A 20,351-nucleotide genomic window follows, 5' to 3' on the forward strand; every position below is an offset into this window, starting at 1 on the left:
ACCCGGCAACGTATGTCGGCCCACCCGTTATCGTCAACGAGTGGATTAGTCGTCCCCGGACTTCCCCTCCAGCGGAGCGCCGCCGAAGCCGATCTCGTTGCCGTCGGGGTCGTGGAACGTCGCCTTGCGCACGCCGTTGTCGTAGGTCTCGACGGTGGTCGGCTCGATCCCGCGCTCCTGCACCGCGGCCAGCCAGCCCTCGTAGTCCTCGAGGAACACGGTGACGATGCCGTGGCCGGCGGCCTCGGGGCGCTCCAGCACCACGAGGTAGCGGTGCTCGGCCAGCTCCCACACCGACTCCGTCGCGTGCGCCTCGAAGCTCGCCGGCCTCCCGAGGAACCGCTCGTACCAGGCCATCCCGGCGGCGTACTCGGTCACGGCCAGCTCCGCGAAGAGGTCGATCTCGCTCATCGCGCCATCATCCCCGGCGACATCCCCGCCGACATCTCCGCCGGTATCCGCCCGTGCGCTCGCAGGCACCCAGGCAAGCCGCGGACAGCGGGCCCCGGAGAAGGGCGCCGCTCCCGCGAGCACCCGAGAGGCCGGGTTCCCCCGTCCCAGGGTGTGTCACCCAACCCGGCCGATGCCGACGGTACGCCGATCGGGCGCCTCCGACCCGGTGGACCAGACCACCCGTGGCCGGTGCCGCCCACTGGTCAGCCGGGCCCGGTCGGTCATCCCGAGTAGGGCACCTCGGTGCGCCACTCGGCCTCGTCCTGGTGGGCGGCGTCCCAGAGGGCGTCGGCGACCCGGTCGGGGGTGAACGGACCCTCCTTGCCGAGGGTGCCGCGCACCGTGACCGAGGCGGCCCGGATGCCGTCGGGCTCGAGGGTGGCGTCGATGCTGTGCACCAGGTTGCGGAGTCCGGCCTTCTGCACGCCGAGGGAGGCGGCCTCGTTCCACGGCTCGTCCGCGGCCATGCTGCCGGTGGCGGTGACCCGGCCACCGGCGGACATGTACGGCCGCACCGCCTGCAGGGCGGTGAGCAGCGCCGCGACGCCGAGTCCGACGTCCTGGAGGAGCTCGGCCGAGGTCAGCGTCAGCGGGTGCTTCTGCCGGAAAGCGCTGGGGTTGAAGTGCAGCACGTCGACCCGGCCGAAGCGCTCGGCCAGCCCGCCGATCGCCTCGGTGGCGGCGTCGGCGTCGGTGATGTCCGCGACGACGTGGTGGGCGGTCGCCCCGAGGTCCTCGAGCTCGCCGGCGAGGGTGGTGAGCACGGTCTCGTCGACGCCGACCAGCCCCGTGTCGTACCCCTCACGCGCGTAGCGACGGGCGAGCGAGCCGCTCACCCCGGGGCCGGCGGCGACGACGATGACGACGGGACGGCTCATTGCTCCTCCTCGTACGGCGACCCCCGGAACCGGCGGTAGCTGTAGACGATCGTGGCCAGCGCGAACAGTCCGGACAGCACCAGCGTGATGCCCGGCGCCCACCCGCCGTACAGCCAGTAGTCGTCGTCGACCGGCCACCACGACGGGGCGTCCGGCTGGGCGAGCCAGAGGACGCCGAAGCCGACGATGACCAGGCCGCCGATGGTGGCCAGCACGATCCGCGGCCAGGTCTGGACGGCGTCGGACGCGCCCTCGAGGGCCTTCTGCTTGACCGGCTCGACACGGCGCTCGGCCCATTCGTACTGCTGGGACAGGATCACCAGCCCGGCGAAGATGCCCAGCAGCCCGGGCCCGGGGAGCACGAGGGCGGCGATGCCGGCGACCACGAGCGTCCAGCCCACGACCTCGAGGAGGACGCGCTTGCCGTGCTTGGCCACGGTGGCCCTGCGGGTCGTCGTACGGCCCTGCGGCACGGGTTCTCCTTCGTCGGGCCGGATCACTGAGGGGTCGATCGTTCGGGTGCGGTCGAGAATAGAGGGTGCAGGATGACGGGGTGGCCGACCTGCTCCCCCGCGACTGGTCGGCACCACCGGCCGATGTGCTGCTGACCGACGGCTCGATCGCCGTGGTGCGGTCGCTCGAGGCGACGGACCGGGACGCGGTGCTGGCGCTGCACGAGAACGTCTCCGACGACACCCTGCGGCTGCGGTTCTTCACGACCAGCCGGGAGGCCGGACGGCGGTACGTCGACCACCTCTTCGACGAGGCCAACGAGCAGAGTGCGGCGCTCGTGGCCGTGGTCCGGGGCCGGGTCGCCGGGCTGGCCACGGCCGAGGTGCTGGGGCCGGACCGCGCCGAGGTGGCGTTCCTGGTGTCGGACGACGCGAGCGGCCGCGGGCTCGGCAGCCTGCTGCTGGAGCACCTCGCCGCCCTGGGCCGGGCGCACGGGGTGAACCGCTTCGACGCCGACGTGCTGGGCGAGAACCACGGGATGCTGCGGGTGTTCCGGGGGGCCGGCTTCGCGATCTCCCGGCGCACCGAGGCCGGCGAGGTGACCGTCGAGCTGCGCACCGACGTGTCTGCCGCCGCCCTCGACGCCGCCGACCGCCGCGAGTGGCGGGCCGAGGCCCGGTCGCTGCGCCCGCTGCTGGCGCCCGAGGGCGTCGCGGTGGTCGGGGTACGGCGGACCGAGAGCGGCGTCGGACGCGCGGTGCTCGACGCCATCAGGTCGGGCGGGTACGCCGGGCGGCTGAGCGTCGTGCACCCGTCGGCCTCGTCGGTGGCCGGTGTGCCGGCGTACTCCTCGCTGGCCTCGGTGCCCGGACCGGTCGACCTGGTCGTGGTGGTCGTGCCGGCGGACCAGGTGTCGTCGGTGATGACGGACGTGTGCGCGGTGGGCGCGGGCGCGGCGATCATCGTGTCGGCGGGGTTCGCCGGCGCCGGGGAGCCGGTCGGCCGCGGGCTGCTCGAGCTCGCACGAGCGCACAGCGTGCGGGTCGTCGGGCCGGACTCGCAGGGCGTGCTGAGCCGGCACGCCGCGTTCAACGCGTCGTTCGCGCGTGAGCTGCCGCCGGTGGGCGGGCTGGCGGTGGCCGCCCAGTCGGGCGGCGTGGGGTTCACGGTGCTCGACCTGGCGAGGGCGCAGGGCGTCGGCGTGCACTCGTTCGTCTCGCTGGGCGCCAAGCTCGACGTGTCGAGCAACGACCTGCTGGCCGCGTGGGGCGACGACGAGCGGGTGACGGTGGCCGCGCTGTACCTCGAGTCGTTCGGCAACGCCCTCAAGTTCGCGCGGACCGCGCGACGGTTCGCCTCGCGCAAGCCGCTGCTGGCGGTCGCCGGGGGCTCCGCCGCCACCGAGGGGGTCACCGCGCTGTTCGCCCAGGCGGGAGTCATCCCGTGCCGCGGCGCCGCCGACATCGCCGAGGCGGCGGCGGTGCTGACGCAGCAGCCGCTGCCGTCCGGCTTCCGGGTCGGTGTCGTCACGAACGCCGGCGGCATGGGCCTGCTGACCGCCGGGATGGCGTCGGGTGAGGGGCTCTCGGTCCCGGCCCTGTCGCCGTCGCTGGTGTCTGCCCTGTCGTCCGCGGTGCCGGTCGTGAGCGCCGCGAACCCGGTCGACCTGGGAGCCGACGTGAGTCCCGCGTCGCTGTCGTCGGCCCTCGGCCTGCTGCTGGCCTCGTCCGAGGTGGACGCCGCGGTCGTGACGCTCGTCCCGACGGTGCTGGCCGACCCTGTCGAGCTGCGGGCTGCGGTCGCCTCCGCCGCTCTCGAGGCCGGCAAGCCGGTGGTCGTGGTGGCCTCCGACGTACGTCCCGACGAGTCGCTGCCCGGCCTCACGGCGTACCGGACGCCCCTCGTCGCGGTGGTCGCGCTCGCCCGGGCGATGCGGTACGCCGCGTGGCGACGGGTGTCGGCCGACGAGGCGCCGCCGGTCGACGCGGCTCGTGCCGCCGCGGCTCGGTCCTTCGCGTCGCAGCGGCTCGCCGGCCGGGGCGGCGAGCCGGAGTGGCTGCCGGACTCGGCCGCGGCATCGTTGTTGGCGGGGTACGGCGTGGAGCCGGTCGGCTCCTCGGCGCTGGGTCCCGGGTCCGCCGCGTCGGCGGCCTCGTCGCTCGGGTGGCCGGTCGTGGTGAAGGTCGCCGACCCCGCGGTCCGGCACCGGACCGACCGGGGGCTGGTACGGGTCGGGCTGACGACCCCGGACGCGGTCGCCGACGCGGTGACCGCGTTCGCGGCCGAGCTCGGGGTGCCCGCCGCCTCCCTGGAGGTGCGCGTGCAGCCCGTCGTCGCCGGCGTCGAGCTCGCCGTCGGGATGGTGCGCGACGAGACCTACGGCCCCCTCGTCCGGGTGGCCGCCGGCGGCGTGGCCACCGACCTGCTGCACGACGAGGTCCACCTGCTGGCCCCGGTCTCCCCCGCCGACGCCGGCCGGGCCCTGCGCGGGCTGCGTACCTGGCCGCTGCTCGACGGCGTGCGCGGTCTCGCGCGCGTGGACGTCGACGCTCTGGAGGCGCGGGTGGTGTCCGTCGGGCAGCTCGCGGTCGACGTCCCCGAGGTCGCCGTCGTCGACCTCAACCCCGTCCTCGCCTCCCCCGACGGCGTCCACTGCGTCGACGTGAAGGTGCGCCTCGAGCCGGCCGGGTACGTGGACGTGGGGTTCCCGCGGCGGCTGCGGCCCTCCGCTGGTTGAGGAGGGACGAAGTCCCGTCACGAAACCCGGTGAGACGACCGCAGACCGCTTACGGGGTCTCGTGACGGGCCTGACGGCCCTCCTCGACCAACGACAGCGCCTGTCGGGCGATCTCGTACTCCTCGTCGGTCGGGACGACGAGGACGGCGACGTCGGCGGAGTCCGGGGAGATGAAGGTGGGGCCGTCGACGGGGCCGGCGTTGCGGTCGGGGTCCACCGAGATGCCCAGCCGCGAGAGGCCGGACAGGGACGCGGCGCGGACCTCGGGGCTGTGCTCACCGACACCGGCGGTGAAGACGACGGCGTCGACGGTGCCGAGGACGGCGTAGTAGGCGCCGACGTACTTGCGGATCCGGTAGGAGTAGACGTCGAACGCCAGGGCGGCGCCGGCGTCACCGGCGGCGCGCAGGCGCATCACCTCGCGGAAGTCGTTGTCGCCCGCCAGCCCCTTGAGCCCCGAGGAGCGGTTGAGCGCGGTGTCGATGTCGTCGAGCGACCAGCCCAGCGACCGGTGCAGGTGGGCGTGCAGCGCCGGGTCGACGTCGCCGGAGCGGGTGCCCATGACCAGGCCCTCGAGCGGGGTCATCCCCATCGAGGTGTCCACCGAACGACCCCCACGCACCGCCGTCGCGGAGGCGCCGTTGCCGAGGTGCAGCACGATGACGTCGACCTCCTCCGGCGCACGGCCGAGGGCGGCGGCGGCCGACCGCGCGACGTACGCGTTCGAGGTCCCGTGGAACCCGTACCTCCGGATCGCGTGCTCGTCACGCCAGGCGAGCGGTACGGCGTACGTGTAGGCGGCCGGCGGCATCGTGTGGTGGTACGCCGTGTCGAAGACGGCCACCTGCGGCAGGTCGGGGAACAGCTTCCGCGCGACCGCGATGCCCTCGAGGTTGGCCGGGTTGTGCAGCGGCGCCAGGGGCACCAGCGCCTCCACCGCGCCGATCACGTCGTCGTCGACCAGCGCCGGCGCGGAGAACCGCTCGCCCCCGTGCACCACCCGGTGCCCGACCGCCACCACGCCGGCCGAGTCCAGTGACGGCCCGTACGCCGCGAACGCGTCGAGCGCCGCCCGCAAGGCGGAGTCGTGGTCGGGGAACGCCCGCTCCTCGACGTGCTCCTGGCCGTCGACCTCGTGCGAGAGACGTCCGCTCGACTCCCCGATCCGCTCGACCGACCCCGACGCCGGTGAGTCGCCGGACGCACCGTCGACCAGGCTGTACTTCAGCGACGAGGAACCGGTGTTCACCACCAGGACGAACGAGCTCACCGCGCCCGGCCGACTGTCTGGCTGACTGACTGGCCGACTGACTGGCCGACTGACTGGGCCTGGATCGCCGTGATCGCGATCGTGTTCACGATGTCGCGCACGAGGGCGCCGCGGGACAGGTCGTTCACCGGCTTGTTGAGGCCTTGCAGGATCGGCCCGACGGCCAGCGCGCCGGCCGACCGCTGCACCGCCTTGTAGGTGTTGTTGCCCGTGTTGAGGTCCGGGAACACGAACACCGTCGCCCTCCCGGCCACCTGAGAGCCGGGCAGCTTGGTCCGCGCGACGGCGGCGTCGATCGCCGCGTCGTACTGGATCGGCCCCTCCACCAGCAGCGACGGTGCGCGCTCGCGCACCATGGCGGTCGCCTCGATCACCTTGTCCACGTCGGAGCCGGCGCCGGAGGCCCCGGTCGAGTACGACAGCATCGCCACCCGCGGCTCCACCCCGAAGGCCGCCGCGGTGCGCGCCGAGGCCAGGGCGATGTCGGCCAGCTGGGCCGCCGTCGGGTCGGGGTTGACCGCGCAGTCGCCGTACACCAGCACCTGGTCGCGCAGGCACATGAAGAACACCGACGACACCACCGACACGTCCGGCGCCGTCCGCACCACCTCGAGCGCCGGCCGGATCGTGTGCGCGGTCGTGTGCGCGGCCCCCGACACCATGCCGTCGGCCAGCCCGAGCTCGACCATCATCGTGCCGAAGTACGACACGTCGATCACGATGTCGCGCGCCCGCTCGAGGTCGATGCCCTTGTGCTTGCGGCGCTCGTGGTACGCCGCGGCGAACCGTCCTCGCAGCTCCGGGTCCTTCGGGCTGACGACGGTGGCCCCCGAGATGTCCACGCCCAGCAGGCTCGCGCGGCGCTGCACGTCGGCCGCCTCGCCCAGGATCGTCAGGTCGGCGATCCGGCGGCGCAGCACGATGTCCGCGGCCCGGAGGACCCGGTCCTCGTCACCCTCGGGCAGCACGATGTGCCGGCGGTCGGCGACGGCCATGTCGATGAGCTGGTGCTCGAACATCAGCGGCGTCACCGCCGTCGTGCGCGCCAGCTCCAGCCGGTCGAGCAGCACATCTCCGTCCACCCGCTCGTCGAAGATCCGCAGTGCGGTCGCCACCTTGCGCGGCGAGTGCTTCTGCAGCCGCCCGCGCACCGACGTCAGCGCCCGCGCCGCCTCACTGGTGTCCATCGACGTGGCGACGATCGGCATCGTCGCGCCGAGGCCGTCGATCAACGTGCTCACCTGGGCCGGCAGCTCGAACCCGCCGTTCAGCACGATGCCGGCCATCTGCGGGAAGTTCGCCGACACCTGCGCGGTCAGCACGCCGAGCACCACCTCGGGCCGGTCCCCCGGCGTCACCACCACCGCGCCGTCGAAGAGCCGGTCCAGCACGTGCGGGAGCGTCATCGCCGCGACCACCACGCCCGTCGTCTCCTGGGAGAGCAGTGACTCCTCGCCGCTGACCAGGTGGCCGTGGCACGCGCGCATCAGGTCGGTGACCGACGGCGCGCTGAGCAGCGGCTCCTCGGGGATCGCGAAGGCCGGTACGGCGAGGCCCTCGAGCGCCTTCACCACATCGTCCAGCTGGTTCTCGTCGGCCCGGTTGGCCACCACCGCGAAGAGCGTCCCGTGGTGCGCGCGTAGCTCGCTCACGGCCAGGTCGGCGGCGGTGTGCACCTCGTCGGGCGTGCGCTCGTGGGCGTTGAGCACCAGCAGCACCGGGCTGCCGAGGTTGGCCGCGATCCTGGCGTTGAAGGAGAACTCCGTCGGCGCACCCACGTCGGTGTAGTCGCTGCCGACGACGACCACGGCGTCGGCCTTCTCGGCGACCTGGTGGAACCGGTCCACGATCCGGTCCAGCGCGCCCTCGGGGTCGCGGTGCAGGTCGGCGTACGTCACGCCGGCGCACTCGTCGTACGACAGCTGCACGGCGTCGTGCGAGACGAGCAGGTCGAGCACGTAGTCGGTCGCCGCGTCCCCCCGCACGACCGGCCGGAAGACGGCGACGCGCTCCACGCGCCGCGACAGCTGCTCCAGCACGCCGAGCGCGACCGTGGACTTGCCCGTGTAGCCCTCGACCGAGGCGACGTACACGCTCGTGGCCATGAGCCGACACTAACCACCCTTACGAGTGGTGTCCGGTGCGCGTCCGCCACCTAGCGTCGAGGACATGACGGACCTCAGCGGGAAGAAGATCGCGTTCGCCGTGGCGAGCGAGGGCATCGAGCAGATCGAGCTGACCTCTCCCTGGGAGGCGGTGGAGCAGGCCGGCGGGCAGCCCGTGCTGGTCTCCGTGGAGAGCGGGAAGGTCCAGGCGTTCAACCACCTGGACAAGGGCGACACCTTCCCGGTGGACGTGACGTTCGAGGACGCGGACGTGTCGGAGTACGACGGGCTCGTCCTGCCCGGTGGCGTGGCGAACCCCGACAGCCTGCGGATGGACGCGGACGCCGTGGCGTTCGTGAAGGGCTTCTTCGACGCCGGCAAGCCGGTGGCGGCGATCTGCCACGCGCCCTGGTCGCTGGTCGAGGCCGACGTCGTGCGCGGTCGCACGCTCACCTCGTGGCCCAGCCTGCAGACCGACCTGCGCAACGCCGGTGCTGAATGGAAGGACGACGAGGTCGTCGTCGACGGCAACCTGGTCACCAGCCGCAAGCCCGACGACCTGCCCGCCTTCAACGAGGCGGCCCTGACCGCCTTCGCCCGCTGACCGTCTCATCCCGGGAGGTCCGCACCGTCGGGGTCGAGGAGGAGTTCCTCCTGCTCGACCCGTCCAGCGGCCGGGTGGTCAACCGGGCCGACGCGGTGGTGAGCGAGAGCACCGACGGCGACGACACCGTCGACCGAGAGCTGCTGCGCCACCAGGTCGAGACCCGCACCGAGCCGGCCACCGACCTGGGCGACGTACGTGCCCAGCTGGTCGCGGCACGGCGCCGGGTCGGCGAAGCAGCCCGTGATGCCGGCACCGCCGCCGTGGCGACCGGCACCGCGCCCTTCGGTGCCGGGGAGGTCCAGGTCTCGCCGAAGGACCGGTACCGCGCGATGGTCGACGAGTTCGGCGAGATCAGCCGCGAGGCGGGTACCTGCGGCATGCACGTCCACGTGGGCATCGGGTCGCGCGAGGAGGGCGTGGGCATCGTCGACCGGCTGCGGCCCTGGTTGCCGCTGGTGCTGGCGCTGAGCGCGAACTCGCCGTACGCCGAGGGGCGCGACACCGGGTACGCCTCCTGGCGGTCCCAGATCTGGAGCCGCTGGCCCACGGCCGGCGCGACCGAGCTGTTCGGTGACCCCGCGACGTACGACGCCCTGGTCGACGGGCTGATCGCCGCCGGCGCGGCCAGCGGCCCCGGCATGATCTACTTCGAGGCCCGCCTGGCCGCGGACCACCCGACCGTCGAGATCCAGGTCGCCGACGTGTGCACCGACGTGGACGACGCGCTGGTCGTCGCGGCGGCCGTCCGCGCGATCGCGACCACCGCCGCGGCCGAGTGGGAGGCCGGCACCGACCCCGGTGCCTGGCGCAGCGAGCTGCTCCGCGCTGCCGCCTGGCGGGCCGGGCGGTACGGCCTCGCCGGCACCCTCGTGCACCCGGTCGAACGCGGCCTGGCTCCCGTGCGAGACGTCCTCACGTCCTTCGTCGAGCGGATGCGCCCGGCCTTCGAGGCGGCGGGCGACCTCGACCTCGTGACCCGCGGCTTCGACCGCCTGCTCGGGGCGACCGGCGCAGCCCGTCAGCGGGCCGCCTTCGAGCGTGGTGGCAGCATCGAGGACGTCGCGGCCGACCTGGTCGCGCGCACCGAGGCCACCTGGGAGGACGCGTGACCGATCTCGTGGGACGCATGCGTGGCTTCTTCTTCCTGAGCCACCACCCCTGGGTCGGCGTTGTCGTGCTGGTCGTCCTGGTCGCGCTGGTGCTGTGGGTCAACCAGCGCAACCAGCGCTGAGCAGCTCAGGTCCCTCGGCAGGCGCGCTCGGCCTTCGCGTCGAGCCGGTGGTACTCCACCTCGTCGGCGACCGTGTCCTCGCGCTCGGGCACGGCGTTGGCGGCCGCCCGCAGCTGGTCACACCGGCGCTGCTCGGGTGTCGGCCCGTCGTCGTACGCCGAACGGGCGATCGCCAGCACGACCAGCACGGCGAGGGCGGCGACGGCCACCAGGAGCGTGCGCACGTCAGTCGGGCGACGGCAGCGTGAACTCGAACACCGCGCCCCGGCCCTCGTTGTCGCGGGCCGTGATGGCCCCACCGTGCCGCTCCACGATCCGGCGGCAGATGGCCAGACCGAGCCCACGGCCGTCGTAGGTCGGGTGGACCCGCGCGTGCGGCTCGAAGACCGCCACGTGGCTGCCCGTGGGGAGTCCCACGCCCTCGTCGGCGACCGTGATCGCGACCGTCCCGGAGTCGGTACGTCGGCCGCTCACCTGCACGCTCGGCTCGCCGTCCGCCGGCACGAACTTGACCGCGTTGCCGATGAGGTTCTCCAGCACCTGCCGCACCAGCGCGGGGTCGGCGAGGACCTCGGGGATCGGCCCGACCCGGACGTGACCGTTGGCGCCGCGGTCGTGGGCGACCTCGGTCGCCAGCGCCGTCACGTCGACGCGGCGCAGCTGGAGGGCGGAGTCGTGGGTGGCCCGGTCCAGCAGGTCGTCGATGAGGTGCTTCATCCGGCGGGTGCCGGCGCCGACCCGGTCGATGTAGCGGCGCAGCAGGTCGCGGTCCAGGTCGCCGTTGGCGAGCTCGCCGAGCTCGGCGGCCATCATCTCGGTCCAGTTCTCCACGCCGGCCAGGGGGTTGCGCAGGTCGTGGGCGACCACCGCGGCGAACGCCGACAGGTCCACCCGCCGCGCGTGCTCGACCGTCGCGTCGCGGAAGATCAGCAGGGCCCGGGCCCGTCCGGTCACCGAGTCCCGCGGCAGCGGCGCGGCCGAGATGGCCAGGATCCGGGCGGCGCCGGCGGGGCCCGGCACCTCCAGCTCGCGGTCGCGCACGGTCTCGCCCGCGAACGCGAGGGCGAGCGGGTCCTGGTCGCCCGGCAACGCGGCGAGCAGGCCGCGGAGGTCACCGGCCAGGCCGCCGACCTTCGTCGCGGCGGGGTTGCGCAGCAGCCACCGGCCGGCGTCGTCGACGACGGCCAGACCCTCGGCCATCGAGTTCACGACGGCGTGCAGCAGCTGTGCCTGGTAGGTCATCTCGTCGGAGGTCTGCTGCAGCTCCCGGTTGAGCACCGTGCGCTCGTCCAGCCCCGTCGACAGCGCCAGCCCCATGGAGGCGGTCACCACGACGAACAGCTGCGCGAGCAGGACGTCGACCATCGGGTCGTCACTGGCGAACGGGCCGAGGCCCTCGAGAGTGGCCCAGACGGCGAGGTACCCGAGCACGAGCATGTGCAGGGCGTTCATCAGCGTGCCGAACCGCACCCCGCACCAGACCAGCACCCCGAGCACCAGGAAGAGCAGCGCATGGGCGCCGGCGAGGAACACCACCGCGTAGACGGCCACGCTGGTGAGGCACGCCGCGAGGAACTCCGGCAGGCTGCCCTCCCACAGCCGCGGCCGGTCGCCGGGCTGGGCCAGGTGCTGGAACAACAACAGACCCGCGGTGGTGACCAGCAGGACCCCGCACAGGTTGCGGGCGGCGTACAGGAGCACGTCGGTCGGGGTGTCCGGGTCGCCCAGCAGGGACCACACCACCAGCACGATCGACGCGCTGGCGGCGACGCCGGCGACGACGCAGGCGAAGTACGTCGCCAGCAGCCGCGGCGAGTCGATCGCCCGGTGGCCGCCACACCCCCAGAGCTCGGGGGCGAAGCGACGCAGCAGGACCACGACCACGACCGTCTGCAGCGTGTGGACGGTGGCCAGGGTGACCGCGATCTCGGTCGAGATCGAGGTCGCCAGCGCGAACGCGAGCATGCTGCCGAACATCACGGCGGTGTCCACGCTGATCACCGCCGCCCGGCGCACGAGCAGCCACAGCACCGTGACGCCCGCCGACGGCCAGACCGCGGCGAACTCGGTGCCCGGGATGACGGTGGTGCGGGCCGCGAGCCCGAGGATGCTGGCCACCAGCAGGAACGCCAGCATGACCGGCCACCCCGGCCGGCCACGGACCCCGAGGGACCCGGCGAGCGGCCGAGTGACCGACGTCAGCACCACGGTCTAAGTCTCCTCGTTGGCCAGCGCCTCGTCGTGCGTTCCGGGACGGGGCGCCCACGGCAGCTCCTTGGCCGGGCGCACGACGATCAGCCGGTCGCCGCGGGCGAGCTGGGTGACCACGGGGTCGAAGTAGCGGTAGACCTTCTCGTCGCGGACGACGGCGATCACCTGGTCCGGCAGCGACTGCGGCGGCTTGCCCACCTCGGGCACGAGCAGGTCGCGCTCGGCGACCTCCAGGCCCTCGCCGTACGTCAGGAGGTCCTCCATGACCGAGCCGAGCGTGGGCGACAGCGACGACAGGCCGAGCAGGCGCCCGACGGCGTCGGAGGAGGTGATGACCGAGTCGGCGCCCGACTGCTTCATGAGTGGGACGTTCTCCTGCTCGCGGACCGCGCTGACGATCCAGGCGTCCGGGTTCAGCTGCCGGACGGTGAGGGTCGCGAGCACGTTGGAGTCGTCGCGGTCGGTGGTGATGATGACGTGGCTGGCGGTCGAGATGCCGGCGCGCTGCAGCACCTCGCGGCGGGTGGCGTCGCCGGTCACGACGGCCAGGCCGTCGGCGTGCGCGTCGGCGAGGGCCGTCGCGCCCTTGTCGACGACGACGATGCCCTCGCGGTCCTGGCCGTTGTTGACCAGGGTCTCGACGGCGCTGCGGCCCTTCGTGCCGTAGCCGACGATGACGACGTGCTCTCCCATGTTCTTCCTCCAGCGCGAGACGCGGAACATCTCGCGGCCTTGGGACGCGAGCACCTCCAGGGTGGTGCCGATCAGCAGGACCAGGAACGCGATACGGGCCGGCGTGATGAGGAAGGCGTTGACCAGTCTGGCCTTCTCGGTCACGGGCGCGATGTCGCCGTAGCCGGTCGTGCTCAGCGTCACGGTCGTGTAGTAGATCGAGTCGATGAAGTTGACGCCGTAGCCGGGCGGGTCGTTGCCGTCCCGGTACCCGTGGCGGTCGACGTACACCAGCAGCACGGTCCCGACGAGGATCGCCATCGCGGCCAGCACCCGGCGGCCCAGCTCCCACCAAGGTGAGCGGACCCGGTCCGGAAGGGCGATCCTGGTGCCACCTACGTGGCGGTCGACCAGGATGCGCGCCGGCTCATTCGGGTCGTCGGGCACGCCCCGAATCTAGTCCCTCGTCCCCGTCCGGATCGGCCGACTCGTCGGAGGCGCCCACCGACTCCTCGCCGCTGTCCCACGACATCCGGTGCCGCAGCCGCTGCACCATCTCGAGGCGGGCGCGCGTGGTCGCGTTCTGCGGGAAGACCGAGTCGAACGACGCGTTCACCGCGGCACCGATGAGCACGGCGATGGCGACCAGGTACAGCCAGAGCAGCACCGCGATGGGCGCTGCCAGCGGTCCGTAGATCGACCGCGAGTCGGCGGCGGTGAGGGTGAGGAACTCGCGCAGCAGGTAGGACCCGAGGATCCAGCAGGCCAGGGAGAACGTCGCGCCCGGCAGGTTGAACGTCCAGTTGGTCCGGACCGGCACGGAGACGTGGTACAGCGTGGCCAGGAAGCAGATGCTCAGCACCAGGATCGCCGGCCAGTAGAACGACATCAGGAAGTCCAGCTGGTCGGGCAGCCAGTCGCGCACCAGCGACGGGCCGGCGACGATCAGCGGGATCGAGACGATGCCGGTGAGCATCGCCAGCAGGTAGAGGCCGAAGGACAGCGCCCGGGTCTTGATGATCCCCCGGTGCCCGCCCAGCCCGTGCATGATCGTGATGGTGTCGACGAAGACGTGCAGCGCGCGCGAGCCCGACCACAGGGCGAGCACGAAGCCGACCGAGATCACGTCGAACCGGCCGCCGCCCAGCACGTCGTTGATGGTCGGGGAGATGATCCGGTCGACGGCACGCTCGGTGAGGGCCCGCGAGGCCAGGTCCAGCACCGCGCGGCGTACGTCGTCGATCTGGGCCGCCGTGAACTGGTCGGAGACGTAGCCGATCGACCCGGCCATGGCGAAGACCAGCGGGGGCACCGAGAGGATCGCGAAGAAGGCCGCCTCGGCGGCCAGCCCGGTGACGCGGTGCCGCATGCACGAGCCGACGGTGGCGACCACGATCCGCCACGCCTTGGCACCGGCCCGCCGCCACCACGGCTGCTCCGCCGCGGCCTCCCGGCGCGCGGCCGCCCCGCCGGTGGCGCCACCGGTGGCGCGATCGGGGGCGGCGTCCATGCGCACACCGTAACGACCACAACGCCCTCTACCGTTGACCTCATGGCCCTCGCGAACCAGCCGCCGCCCCTCGTCGGCCACGACGTGGTGGGCTCGGACTCCGCGCTGGTGGAGGCGGTCACCCGGCACGCGTCGGCCGATGTCGCCGAGGAGCTCTCCGCACTGGGCCGGGAGGCGGGGTCGGCCGAGGCCCGCGAGCACGGGATGCTCGCGAACGTCCACGAGCCCGAGCTGACGACGTACGACCGCTACGGCAACCGGATCGACGAGGTCGTCTTCCACCCGTCCTGGCACTGGCTGATGACGCGCGCGGTCGGTCACGGGCTGCAGGCGGCGCCGTGGGAGTCGGACTCGGCCCACGCCCACGTGCGCCGGGCCGCGGGCTTCTTCGCCTGGTCCCAGACCGAGCCGGGCCACGGCTGCCCGATCTCGATGACGTACGCCGCGGTGCCGGCGCTCCGCGCCGACGACGCGATCGCCAAGGAGTGGACCCCCGCGCTGGCCGCCACGACCTACGACCCGGGCATCCGTCCGGTCGCCGAGAAGGCCGGCGCCCTGGCCGGCATGGGGATGACCGAGAAGCAGGGCGGCTCGGACGTGCGCGCCAACATCACCGAGGCCCGGCCGACCGGGGTCGACGGCGAGTACACGCTGCACGGCCACAAGTGGTTCACGTCGGCGCCGATGAACGACGTGTTCCTCGTGCTGGCGCAGGCACCCGAAGGGCTGTCGTGCTTCGTGGTGCCCCGCGCCCTCCCGGACGGCACTCGCAACCGGCTCGACGTGGTGCGGCTCAAGGACAAGCTGGGCAACCGCTCGAACGCCTCCTCGGAGATCGAGCTGTCCGGGACGCTCGCGCGTCGGCTCGGCGACGAGGGCCGCGGTGTCCGCACGATCATCGAGATGGTCGCCGCGACCCGGCTCGACTGCGTGCTCGGCTCGGCCTCGCTGATGCGCCACGCCCTGGCCGAGGCGTCCTGGCACGTGGCGCACCGGTCCGCGTTCGGCTCGCTGCTCGCCGACAAACCCCTGATGCAGAACGTCGTCGCCGACCTGGCGGTCGAGTCCGAGGCGGCCACCGCGCTGGCGATCCGGCTGGCCGCAGCCGTGGATGCCATCGACGACCCGCACGAGGCCGCCCTCCGCCGGATCGCGCTGCCGCTGGCGAAGTTCTGGGTGTGCAAGCGCACCCCCGGGTTCGTGGCCGAGGCGCTGGAGTGCCTGGGCGGCAACGGGTACGTCGAGGACTCCGGCCTGCCGCTGCTCTACCGCGAGGCGCCGCTCAACTCGGTGTGGGAGGGCTCGGGCAACGTCAACGCGCTCGACGTCCTGCGCGCCCTGGCCCGCGAGCCCGAGGTGCTGGCCGCCTGGATCACCGAGGTCGGGCACGCCCGCGGCGCGGACGCGCGGCTCGACCGGGCCGTCGACGACACGCTGGCACTGCTCGGTGAGTCGGGGGCCCTCGAGGCCGGGGCGCGCCGGCTGGCCGGCCGGATGGCGATGTGCCTCCAGGGCTCGCTGCTCGTGCGCTTCGCCCCACCCGAGGTCGCCGACGCCTTCTGCGACTCGCGGCTCGGCTCGTCCTACGACGGCACGTACGGCGCGCTCTCGACGCCGGTCGCCGACCTGAGGACCATCGTGGCGAGGACGACGCCCGTCGTCTGACGGAGGTGTCAGATGAGCGACCCGGCCGTGGTGCCGCCCGCCGTACGTGCCCAGCTGCTCGGACTCGAGCACAGCAGCCTGCTGTCCACGCGAGCCATGACGTGGAGCGAGGTGATGAGCCGGATCACCGCCCAGCTCACGTTCACCTCGGCCGTGCTCGTCGTGCTCGCCCTCGACGTGCGGAACGGCGACCCCGCCGGGTCCTTCCGTCCGCTGGCGCTGGGCCTGGGCTTCGCCCTGCTCCTGACCGGCACCCTCACCACGCTGCGGGTGCACTACGCGTCGCTCGAGGACGCCCAGCTGATGCGCGGGATGAACCGGCTGCGGGCGGGGTACGTCGCGCTCGACCCCGGCCTCGAGCCCTACCTGACCACCGGGTTCACCGACGACGCCGACGGCGTGGTCCGCACCTACGGCCTCGGCTACTCGCGCACCGCGGCCCAGCAGGTCATGGCCAGCGCGATCTTCTTCTCCAGCGTCGTCAACGCGCTCGTCGCCGGCGGCTGGGTCGGGATCCTCGCCGCTCCGGCCGGGCGCACGGTGGCGGTCGTCGTCGGTGTGGTGGCGGGGCTCGGCTACCTGGCCGCGTTCATGTACGCCGTGGCGCGGTTGTTCGCCCAGGCGGAGCGGATGCCGGAGCTGGTCCACTTCCCGACCTCCCAGCCAGCTCCGCCATCACCTTCTTGAACGTCGCGAAGCGGCGCTCCCCCACCTCCGCGCTGAAGCGGTCCTCGATGCGGCCCAGGGCGCCGTACACGCCGTTCATGAAGCGGTCGCCCTCCTCGGTGCGGAAGACCAGGCGGACCCGTCCGTCGTCGGGGTGCGGCCCCGTGCGCAGGTGACCGGTGTCCACCAGCTGGGTGACGAACTGGCCGCAGCCCTGCTTGGACATGCCGGCCAGGTGGGCGAGCTCGGTGACGTTGATGCCCTCGGGAGGTACCCCGGCCATCACGCGGACGTGCGACATGCGGAGGTCCTCCAGGGTGCCGTCGTCCAGCTCGGCGCGGAGGCGTCCGAACAGGCCGGCCATCAGCTCCGGCAGCACATCTCGCGGCGAGGTCATAAACCCACTTTACTAACTTTCGCGCCGTAGGCTCCATCGGTGGCCGCTGCGATCCTCACCGTCAACGTCGGCTCGTCCGAGCCCAACGGGGCCAAGCAGGTCGGCGCGACAGGGATCCACAAGCGGCCGGTCGACTCCGCCGAGCTCCGCGCGCCGGGCCCGAAGCGGGGTGGTCAGGGCAGCGGCGTGGTCGGCGACTTCATCGCCGACCGCCGTTCCCACGGTGGTGACCGCCAGGCGGTCTACGCCTTCGCCCGCGAGGAGCTCGACTACTGGGAGACGCGGCTGGACGTCGTGCTCGCCAACGGCTCGATCGGCGAGAACCTCACCACGGCCGGGATCGACGTGGACGCCGCACTCATCGGCGACCGGTGGCGCATCGGCGGCGACGTCGAGGTGGAGGTGACCGGTCCGCGCATCCCGTGCGCGACGTTCGCCGCTCGGATGGGCGTGCGCGGGTGGGTACGCACGTTCAGCGAGCACGGTCGCAGCGGCGCCTACCTCGCGGTGATCACGCCCGGGACGGTGCGGCCGGGCGATCCGATCGAGGTGGTGCACCGTGCCGAGCACGACGTGGACGTGCCGACGACCTTCCGTGCCTACCTGGGTGACCTCGACGCGGCCGAGCAGGTGCTCGCTGCCGACTGCTGGCCCGAGCACGAGAACGAGCACCTGCGAGACATGCTCGCCCGTCGGCGGTCTTGACGAAACCCGTCAAGTCGCTTTACCTTCTCCCGAAGTAGTAAATCAACTTTCCCAATCGGAGCTCCGCCATGCACGACCGCTCGCTCCTCGGCCCCGCCGACGTCGACGACGCCACGTTCTCCGTCCTGGTGGCGGACCTGCTCGGGATGCCGGCCGCCGACGTCGAGGTGCTCGACTCCGCCGTGACGGAGTTCCCCTACGACCTGCCGGCGATCACGACCGGCGGACGGTACGTCGTCCGGGGCACCGCCCGCGTCTCGGGTGAGCGGGCGCCGTACGCGATGTTCGTCAAGGTCGTGCAGTCCTGGTCGCGGTCCCCGTTCTTCGAGCTCGTCCCGGAGGAGATGCGCGAGATGGCCGAGGCCTCGGTGCCGTGGCGGACCGAGGCGCTCGCCTACCGCTCCGACCTCGCCACCCGGCTGCCCGACGGGCTGGCCATGCCGCGCGCCCTCGGCGTCTTCGACCTCGACGAGAAGTCCGCGTCCATCTGGCTGGAGGCGCTCGACGTCGTCGACTGCGCGTGGGACGACGCGCGCTACGGCCGGGCGGCGTACCTCCTCGGCCGGTTGGCCGCCTCCCGCCGGGTCGCTCCCCTGGCCACGCTCGGCGAGCAGGCGTTCACCATGCGCGACTACGCGTTCGGGCGGCTGGAGAACCAGGTGCTGCCGATGCTGCGCGACGACGGGATCTGGCGGCACCCGCTGGTCGCGGCGACCTTCGGGGAGGAGCTGCGTGACCGGTTGCGCTCCGCCGCCGACCAGGTGCCGGCGTACGTCGAGGAGCTGATGGCCCTCCCCCACACCTCCGGCCACGGCGACGCGTGCCCGAACAACCTGCTCGCGGTGCGGGGCACGGACGGCTTCACCCTGATCGACTACGGCTTCTGGAACCCGATGCCCGTCGGCTCCGACCTCGGCCAGCTGCTCGTCGGCGACGTCCAGATCGGCAAGCGGCCGGCCGACGACCTCGCCGAGCGCGACGACGCGCACCTGGCCGAGTACGTGCGGGGCCTGCGCGACGAGGGCTGCGACCTCCCCGAGCCCGTCGTCCGCCGCTCCCACGCCCTGCACCTGCTGCTGATGAGCGGCCTGTCGGCCGTCGGGTACGACGGTCTCCAGGGTCCACCCACCCCCGACCTCGAGCGGGCCATGACCGACCGCGCCGCCATCACCCGCTTCTGCCTGGACCGCGTCGGTTGAGTTGCGCCTCCGGTACCGCCGAGTTGCGCCTCCGGCTCCGGCGCGTCGTACCTGACGCGCAACTCATCCGTACCGGAGGCGCAAGTCGCACGTACCGGGGGCGCAAGTCGCACGTACCGGGGGCGAAACTCAACCCGTCAGGTGAGCTCGAGGCCCGGGTACAGCGGGTGGGCGTCGAGCATCTCGGCGGACTGGGCGTGGATGCGGTCGGCGACCCCGTCGCCGAGGACGTACGTCGCCTTGGAGGGCTTGCCGTCCTTCGTCGTGCCGGGCTGGGTGTTGGACAGCACGTCGACCATCAGCTCGGCCACCTTGTCGAACTCGTCGTGGCCGAAGCCGCGGGTGGTCAGCGCGGGGGTGCCGATGCGGATGCCGGAGGTGTACCAGGCGCCGTTCGGGTCCTGAGGGACCGAGTTGCGGTTGGTCACCACCCCGGCGTCGAGCAGCGCGGACTCGGCCTGGCGGCCGGTGAGGCCGAACGTCGAGACGTCGACGAGGACGATGTGGTTGTCCGTACCTCCCGTGACGAGCTTCGCGCCTCGCGACAGGAAGCCCTCAGCCAGGGACTGGGCGTTGTCGGCGATGCGCTGGGCGTACGCGCGGAACTCCGGCTGCCGCGCCTCGGCGAGCGCGACCGCCTTCGCGGCCATCATGTGGCTGAGCGGACCGCCGAGGACCATCGGGCAGCCGCGGTCCACGGACGGCGCGAACTCCTCCTGCGCCAGCACCAGACCGCCGCGCGGGCCGCGCAGCGACTTGTGGGTCGTCGTGGTCGTCACGTGGGCGTGCGGCACCGGGTCCTCGTCGCCGGTGAACACCTTGCCGGCCACCAGTCCGGCGAAGTGCGCCATGTCGACCATCAGCGTCGCGCCGACCTCGTCGGCGATCTCGCGCATCTTGGCGAAGTTCACGCGGCGTGGGTACGCCGAGTAGCCGGCCACGATGATCAGCGGCTTGAACTCCTGGGCCTTGGCCCGCACGGCGTCGTAGTCGAGCAGCTGGGTCTCGGGGTTCGTGCCGTACTGCTGCTGGTGGAACATCTTGCCGCTGATGTTCGGCCGGAAGCCGTGCGTGAGGTGGCCGCCGGAGTCGAGGGACATGCCGAGCAGGCGCTGGTTGCCGAGCTTGCCGCGCAGCTCCTCCCAGTCGGCGTCGGAGAGCTCGTTGACGTTCTTCGCGCCGTACTTCTCCAGCTCGGGCGACTCGACGCGGTGCGCGAGGATCGACCAGAAGGCGACGAGGTTCGCGTCGATGCCGGAGTGCGGCTGGGCATAGGCGTACGGCGCCCCGAACAGCTCCCGGGCGTGCTCGGCGGCGACCGACTCGACGGTGTCGACGTTCTGGCAGCCGGCGTAGAAGCGGTGGCCGATCGTGCCCTCGGCGTACTTGTCGCTGAACCAGGTGCCCATGGTCAGCAGCACCGCCGGCGAGGCGTAGTTCTCGCTGGCGATGAGCTTCAGCGAGGAGCGCTGGTCGGCGAGCTCCTTGCGCGTGGCGTCGGCGATGCGCGGCTCGACCGAGCCGATCACCTCGAGGATGGAGTCGTAGGCGCTGGACACGGTCTTGGCGAGTGCACCGGAGGAAAGCCCGGC

The 20,351-nt window shown here is 72.8% G+C and carries 19 protein-coding genes; 8 read left to right on the top strand and 11 right to left on the bottom strand.

Features of this window, described 5'->3' with window-relative positions; translation table 11 throughout:
* Positions 1–45: 45 nt before the first annotated feature.
* From ISU07_RS09765 to ISU07_RS09775, 3 genes are all read right to left on the bottom strand, one after another.
* Entirely contained in the window at positions 46–411 is a 366-nt protein-coding gene (locus tag ISU07_RS09765; RefSeq protein WP_194706592.1) for a VOC family protein, read from the bottom strand.
* 263 nt (positions 412–674) lie between these two features.
* On the bottom strand, positions 675–1,331 hold the full coding sequence (locus tag ISU07_RS09770; RefSeq protein WP_194706593.1) for an SDR family oxidoreductase: 657 nt from the start codon (positions 1,329–1,331) through the stop codon (positions 675–677).
* Positions 1,328–1,804 carry a PGPGW domain-containing protein gene (locus tag ISU07_RS09775; RefSeq protein ID WP_323742523.1) on the bottom strand — a complete coding sequence of 159 codons (477 nt, stop codon included), beginning with the start codon at positions 1,802–1,804 and terminating at the stop codon, positions 1,328–1,330. Before ISU07_RS09775 ends, ISU07_RS09770 begins: the two co-directional genes overlap by 4 nt.
* 80 nt (positions 1,805–1,884) lie before the next feature.
* On the opposite strand from ISU07_RS09775, the gene ISU07_RS09780 reads away from it, so the two are divergent.
* The gene (locus ISU07_RS09780; protein WP_194706594.1) at positions 1,885–4,521 is read left to right on the top strand and encodes a bifunctional acetate--CoA ligase family protein/GNAT family N-acetyltransferase; all 2,637 of its coding nucleotides are present in this window, start codon (positions 1,885–1,887) and stop codon (positions 4,519–4,521) included.
* Between the two features lie 49 nt (positions 4,522–4,570).
* Here ISU07_RS09780 and ISU07_RS09785 read toward each other — a convergent pair whose 3' ends face one another.
* Positions 4,571–5,791 (bottom strand): acetate kinase, encoded by a 1,221-nt coding sequence (locus ISU07_RS09785; protein WP_194706595.1) that lies wholly within the window; start codon positions 5,789–5,791, stop codon positions 4,571–4,573.
* Positions 5,788–7,896: a phosphate acetyltransferase gene (gene pta, locus ISU07_RS09790; RefSeq protein WP_194706596.1), complete on the bottom strand. Its 2,109-nt coding sequence runs from the start codon at positions 7,894–7,896 to the stop codon at positions 5,788–5,790. Before pta ends, ISU07_RS09785 begins: the two co-directional genes overlap by 4 nt.
* A gap of 64 nt (positions 7,897–7,960) precedes the next feature.
* On the opposite strand from pta, the gene ISU07_RS09795 reads away from it, so the two are divergent.
* From ISU07_RS09795 to ISU07_RS24455, 3 genes are read left to right on the top strand one after another with little or no spacing between them, the layout of a single operon-like run.
* Positions 7,961–8,500 (top strand): type 1 glutamine amidotransferase domain-containing protein, encoded by a 540-nt coding sequence (locus tag ISU07_RS09795; RefSeq protein WP_194706597.1) that lies wholly within the window; start codon positions 7,961–7,963, stop codon positions 8,498–8,500.
* Complete coding sequence (locus tag ISU07_RS09800) at positions 8,497–9,612, top strand: carboxylate-amine ligase (RefSeq protein ID WP_267238915.1); 1,116 nt, start codon at positions 8,497–8,499, stop codon at positions 9,610–9,612. Before ISU07_RS09795 ends, ISU07_RS09800 begins: the two co-directional genes overlap by 4 nt.
* Positions 9,609–9,734, top strand: a complete 126-nt coding sequence (locus ISU07_RS24455; RefSeq protein WP_267238913.1) for a hypothetical protein — start codon at positions 9,609–9,611, stop codon at positions 9,732–9,734. Before ISU07_RS09800 ends, ISU07_RS24455 begins: the two co-directional genes overlap by 4 nt.
* A 5-nt stretch (positions 9,735–9,739) precedes the next feature.
* Here the strand turns inward: ISU07_RS24455 and ISU07_RS09805 are convergent, their stop codons facing one another.
* From ISU07_RS09805 to ISU07_RS09820, 4 genes are read right to left on the bottom strand one after another with little or no spacing between them, the layout of a single operon-like run.
* The gene (locus ISU07_RS09805) at positions 9,740–9,958 is read right to left on the bottom strand and encodes a hypothetical protein (RefSeq protein ID WP_194706599.1); all 219 of its coding nucleotides are present in this window, start codon (positions 9,956–9,958) and stop codon (positions 9,740–9,742) included.
* Between the two features lies 1 nt (position 9,959).
* A complete protein-coding gene (locus tag ISU07_RS09810; RefSeq protein WP_194706600.1) occupies positions 9,960–11,942 on the bottom strand; it encodes an ATP-binding protein in 1,983 nt (660 codons plus the stop codon).
* Positions 11,943–11,945: 3 nt separating this feature from the next.
* Positions 11,946–13,064 carry a potassium channel family protein gene (locus ISU07_RS09815; protein WP_323742524.1) on the bottom strand — a complete coding sequence of 373 codons (1,119 nt, stop codon included), beginning with the start codon at positions 13,062–13,064 and terminating at the stop codon, positions 11,946–11,948.
* Positions 13,045–14,127 (bottom strand): YihY/virulence factor BrkB family protein, encoded by a 1,083-nt coding sequence (locus ISU07_RS09820; RefSeq protein ID WP_228521583.1) that lies wholly within the window; start codon positions 14,125–14,127, stop codon positions 13,045–13,047. The genes ISU07_RS09815 and ISU07_RS09820 overlap by 20 nt, the downstream gene beginning before the upstream one ends.
* A gap of 42 nt (positions 14,128–14,169) precedes the next feature.
* On the opposite strand from ISU07_RS09820, the gene ISU07_RS09825 reads away from it, so the two are divergent.
* The gene (locus ISU07_RS09825) at positions 14,170–15,792 is read left to right on the top strand and encodes an acyl-CoA dehydrogenase family protein (RefSeq protein WP_194706601.1); all 1,623 of its coding nucleotides are present in this window, start codon (positions 14,170–14,172) and stop codon (positions 15,790–15,792) included.
* A gap of 12 nt (positions 15,793–15,804) precedes the next feature.
* Complete coding sequence (locus ISU07_RS09830) at positions 15,805–16,479, top strand: hypothetical protein (RefSeq protein WP_194706602.1); 675 nt, start codon at positions 15,805–15,807, stop codon at positions 16,477–16,479.
* Here ISU07_RS09830 and ISU07_RS09835 read toward each other — a convergent pair.
* Positions 16,382–16,855: a MarR family winged helix-turn-helix transcriptional regulator gene (locus ISU07_RS09835; RefSeq protein WP_194706603.1), complete on the bottom strand. Its 474-nt coding sequence runs from the start codon at positions 16,853–16,855 to the stop codon at positions 16,382–16,384. The two genes, ISU07_RS09830 and ISU07_RS09835, sit on opposite strands and share 98 nt — an antisense overlap.
* 39 nt (positions 16,856–16,894) lie before the next feature.
* Here ISU07_RS09835 and ISU07_RS09840 point away from each other — a divergent pair, with 39 nt between their 5' ends.
* Both ISU07_RS09840 and ISU07_RS09845 read left to right on the top strand, forming a co-directional pair.
* The gene (locus ISU07_RS09840; RefSeq protein ID WP_194706604.1) at positions 16,895–17,560 is read left to right on the top strand and encodes an MOSC domain-containing protein; all 666 of its coding nucleotides are present in this window, start codon (positions 16,895–16,897) and stop codon (positions 17,558–17,560) included.
* A 68-nt stretch (positions 17,561–17,628) separates the two neighbouring features.
* Positions 17,629–18,759, top strand: coding sequence for a phosphotransferase (locus ISU07_RS09845; RefSeq protein WP_194706605.1), 1,131 nt, complete (start codon positions 17,629–17,631; stop codon positions 18,757–18,759).
* A 137-nt stretch (positions 18,760–18,896) separates the two neighbouring features.
* Here ISU07_RS09845 and ISU07_RS09850 read toward each other — a convergent pair whose 3' ends face one another.
* Entirely contained in the window at positions 18,897–20,318 is a 1,422-nt protein-coding gene (locus tag ISU07_RS09850; protein ID WP_407671409.1) for a glycine hydroxymethyltransferase, read from the bottom strand.
* Between the last annotated feature and the right edge of the window lie 33 nt (positions 20,319–20,351).

The sequence above is a fragment of the Nocardioides islandensis genome (assembly GCF_015352455.1).
Taxonomy (GTDB): Bacteria; Actinomycetota; Actinomycetes; order Propionibacteriales; family Nocardioidaceae; genus Nocardioides; species Nocardioides islandensis.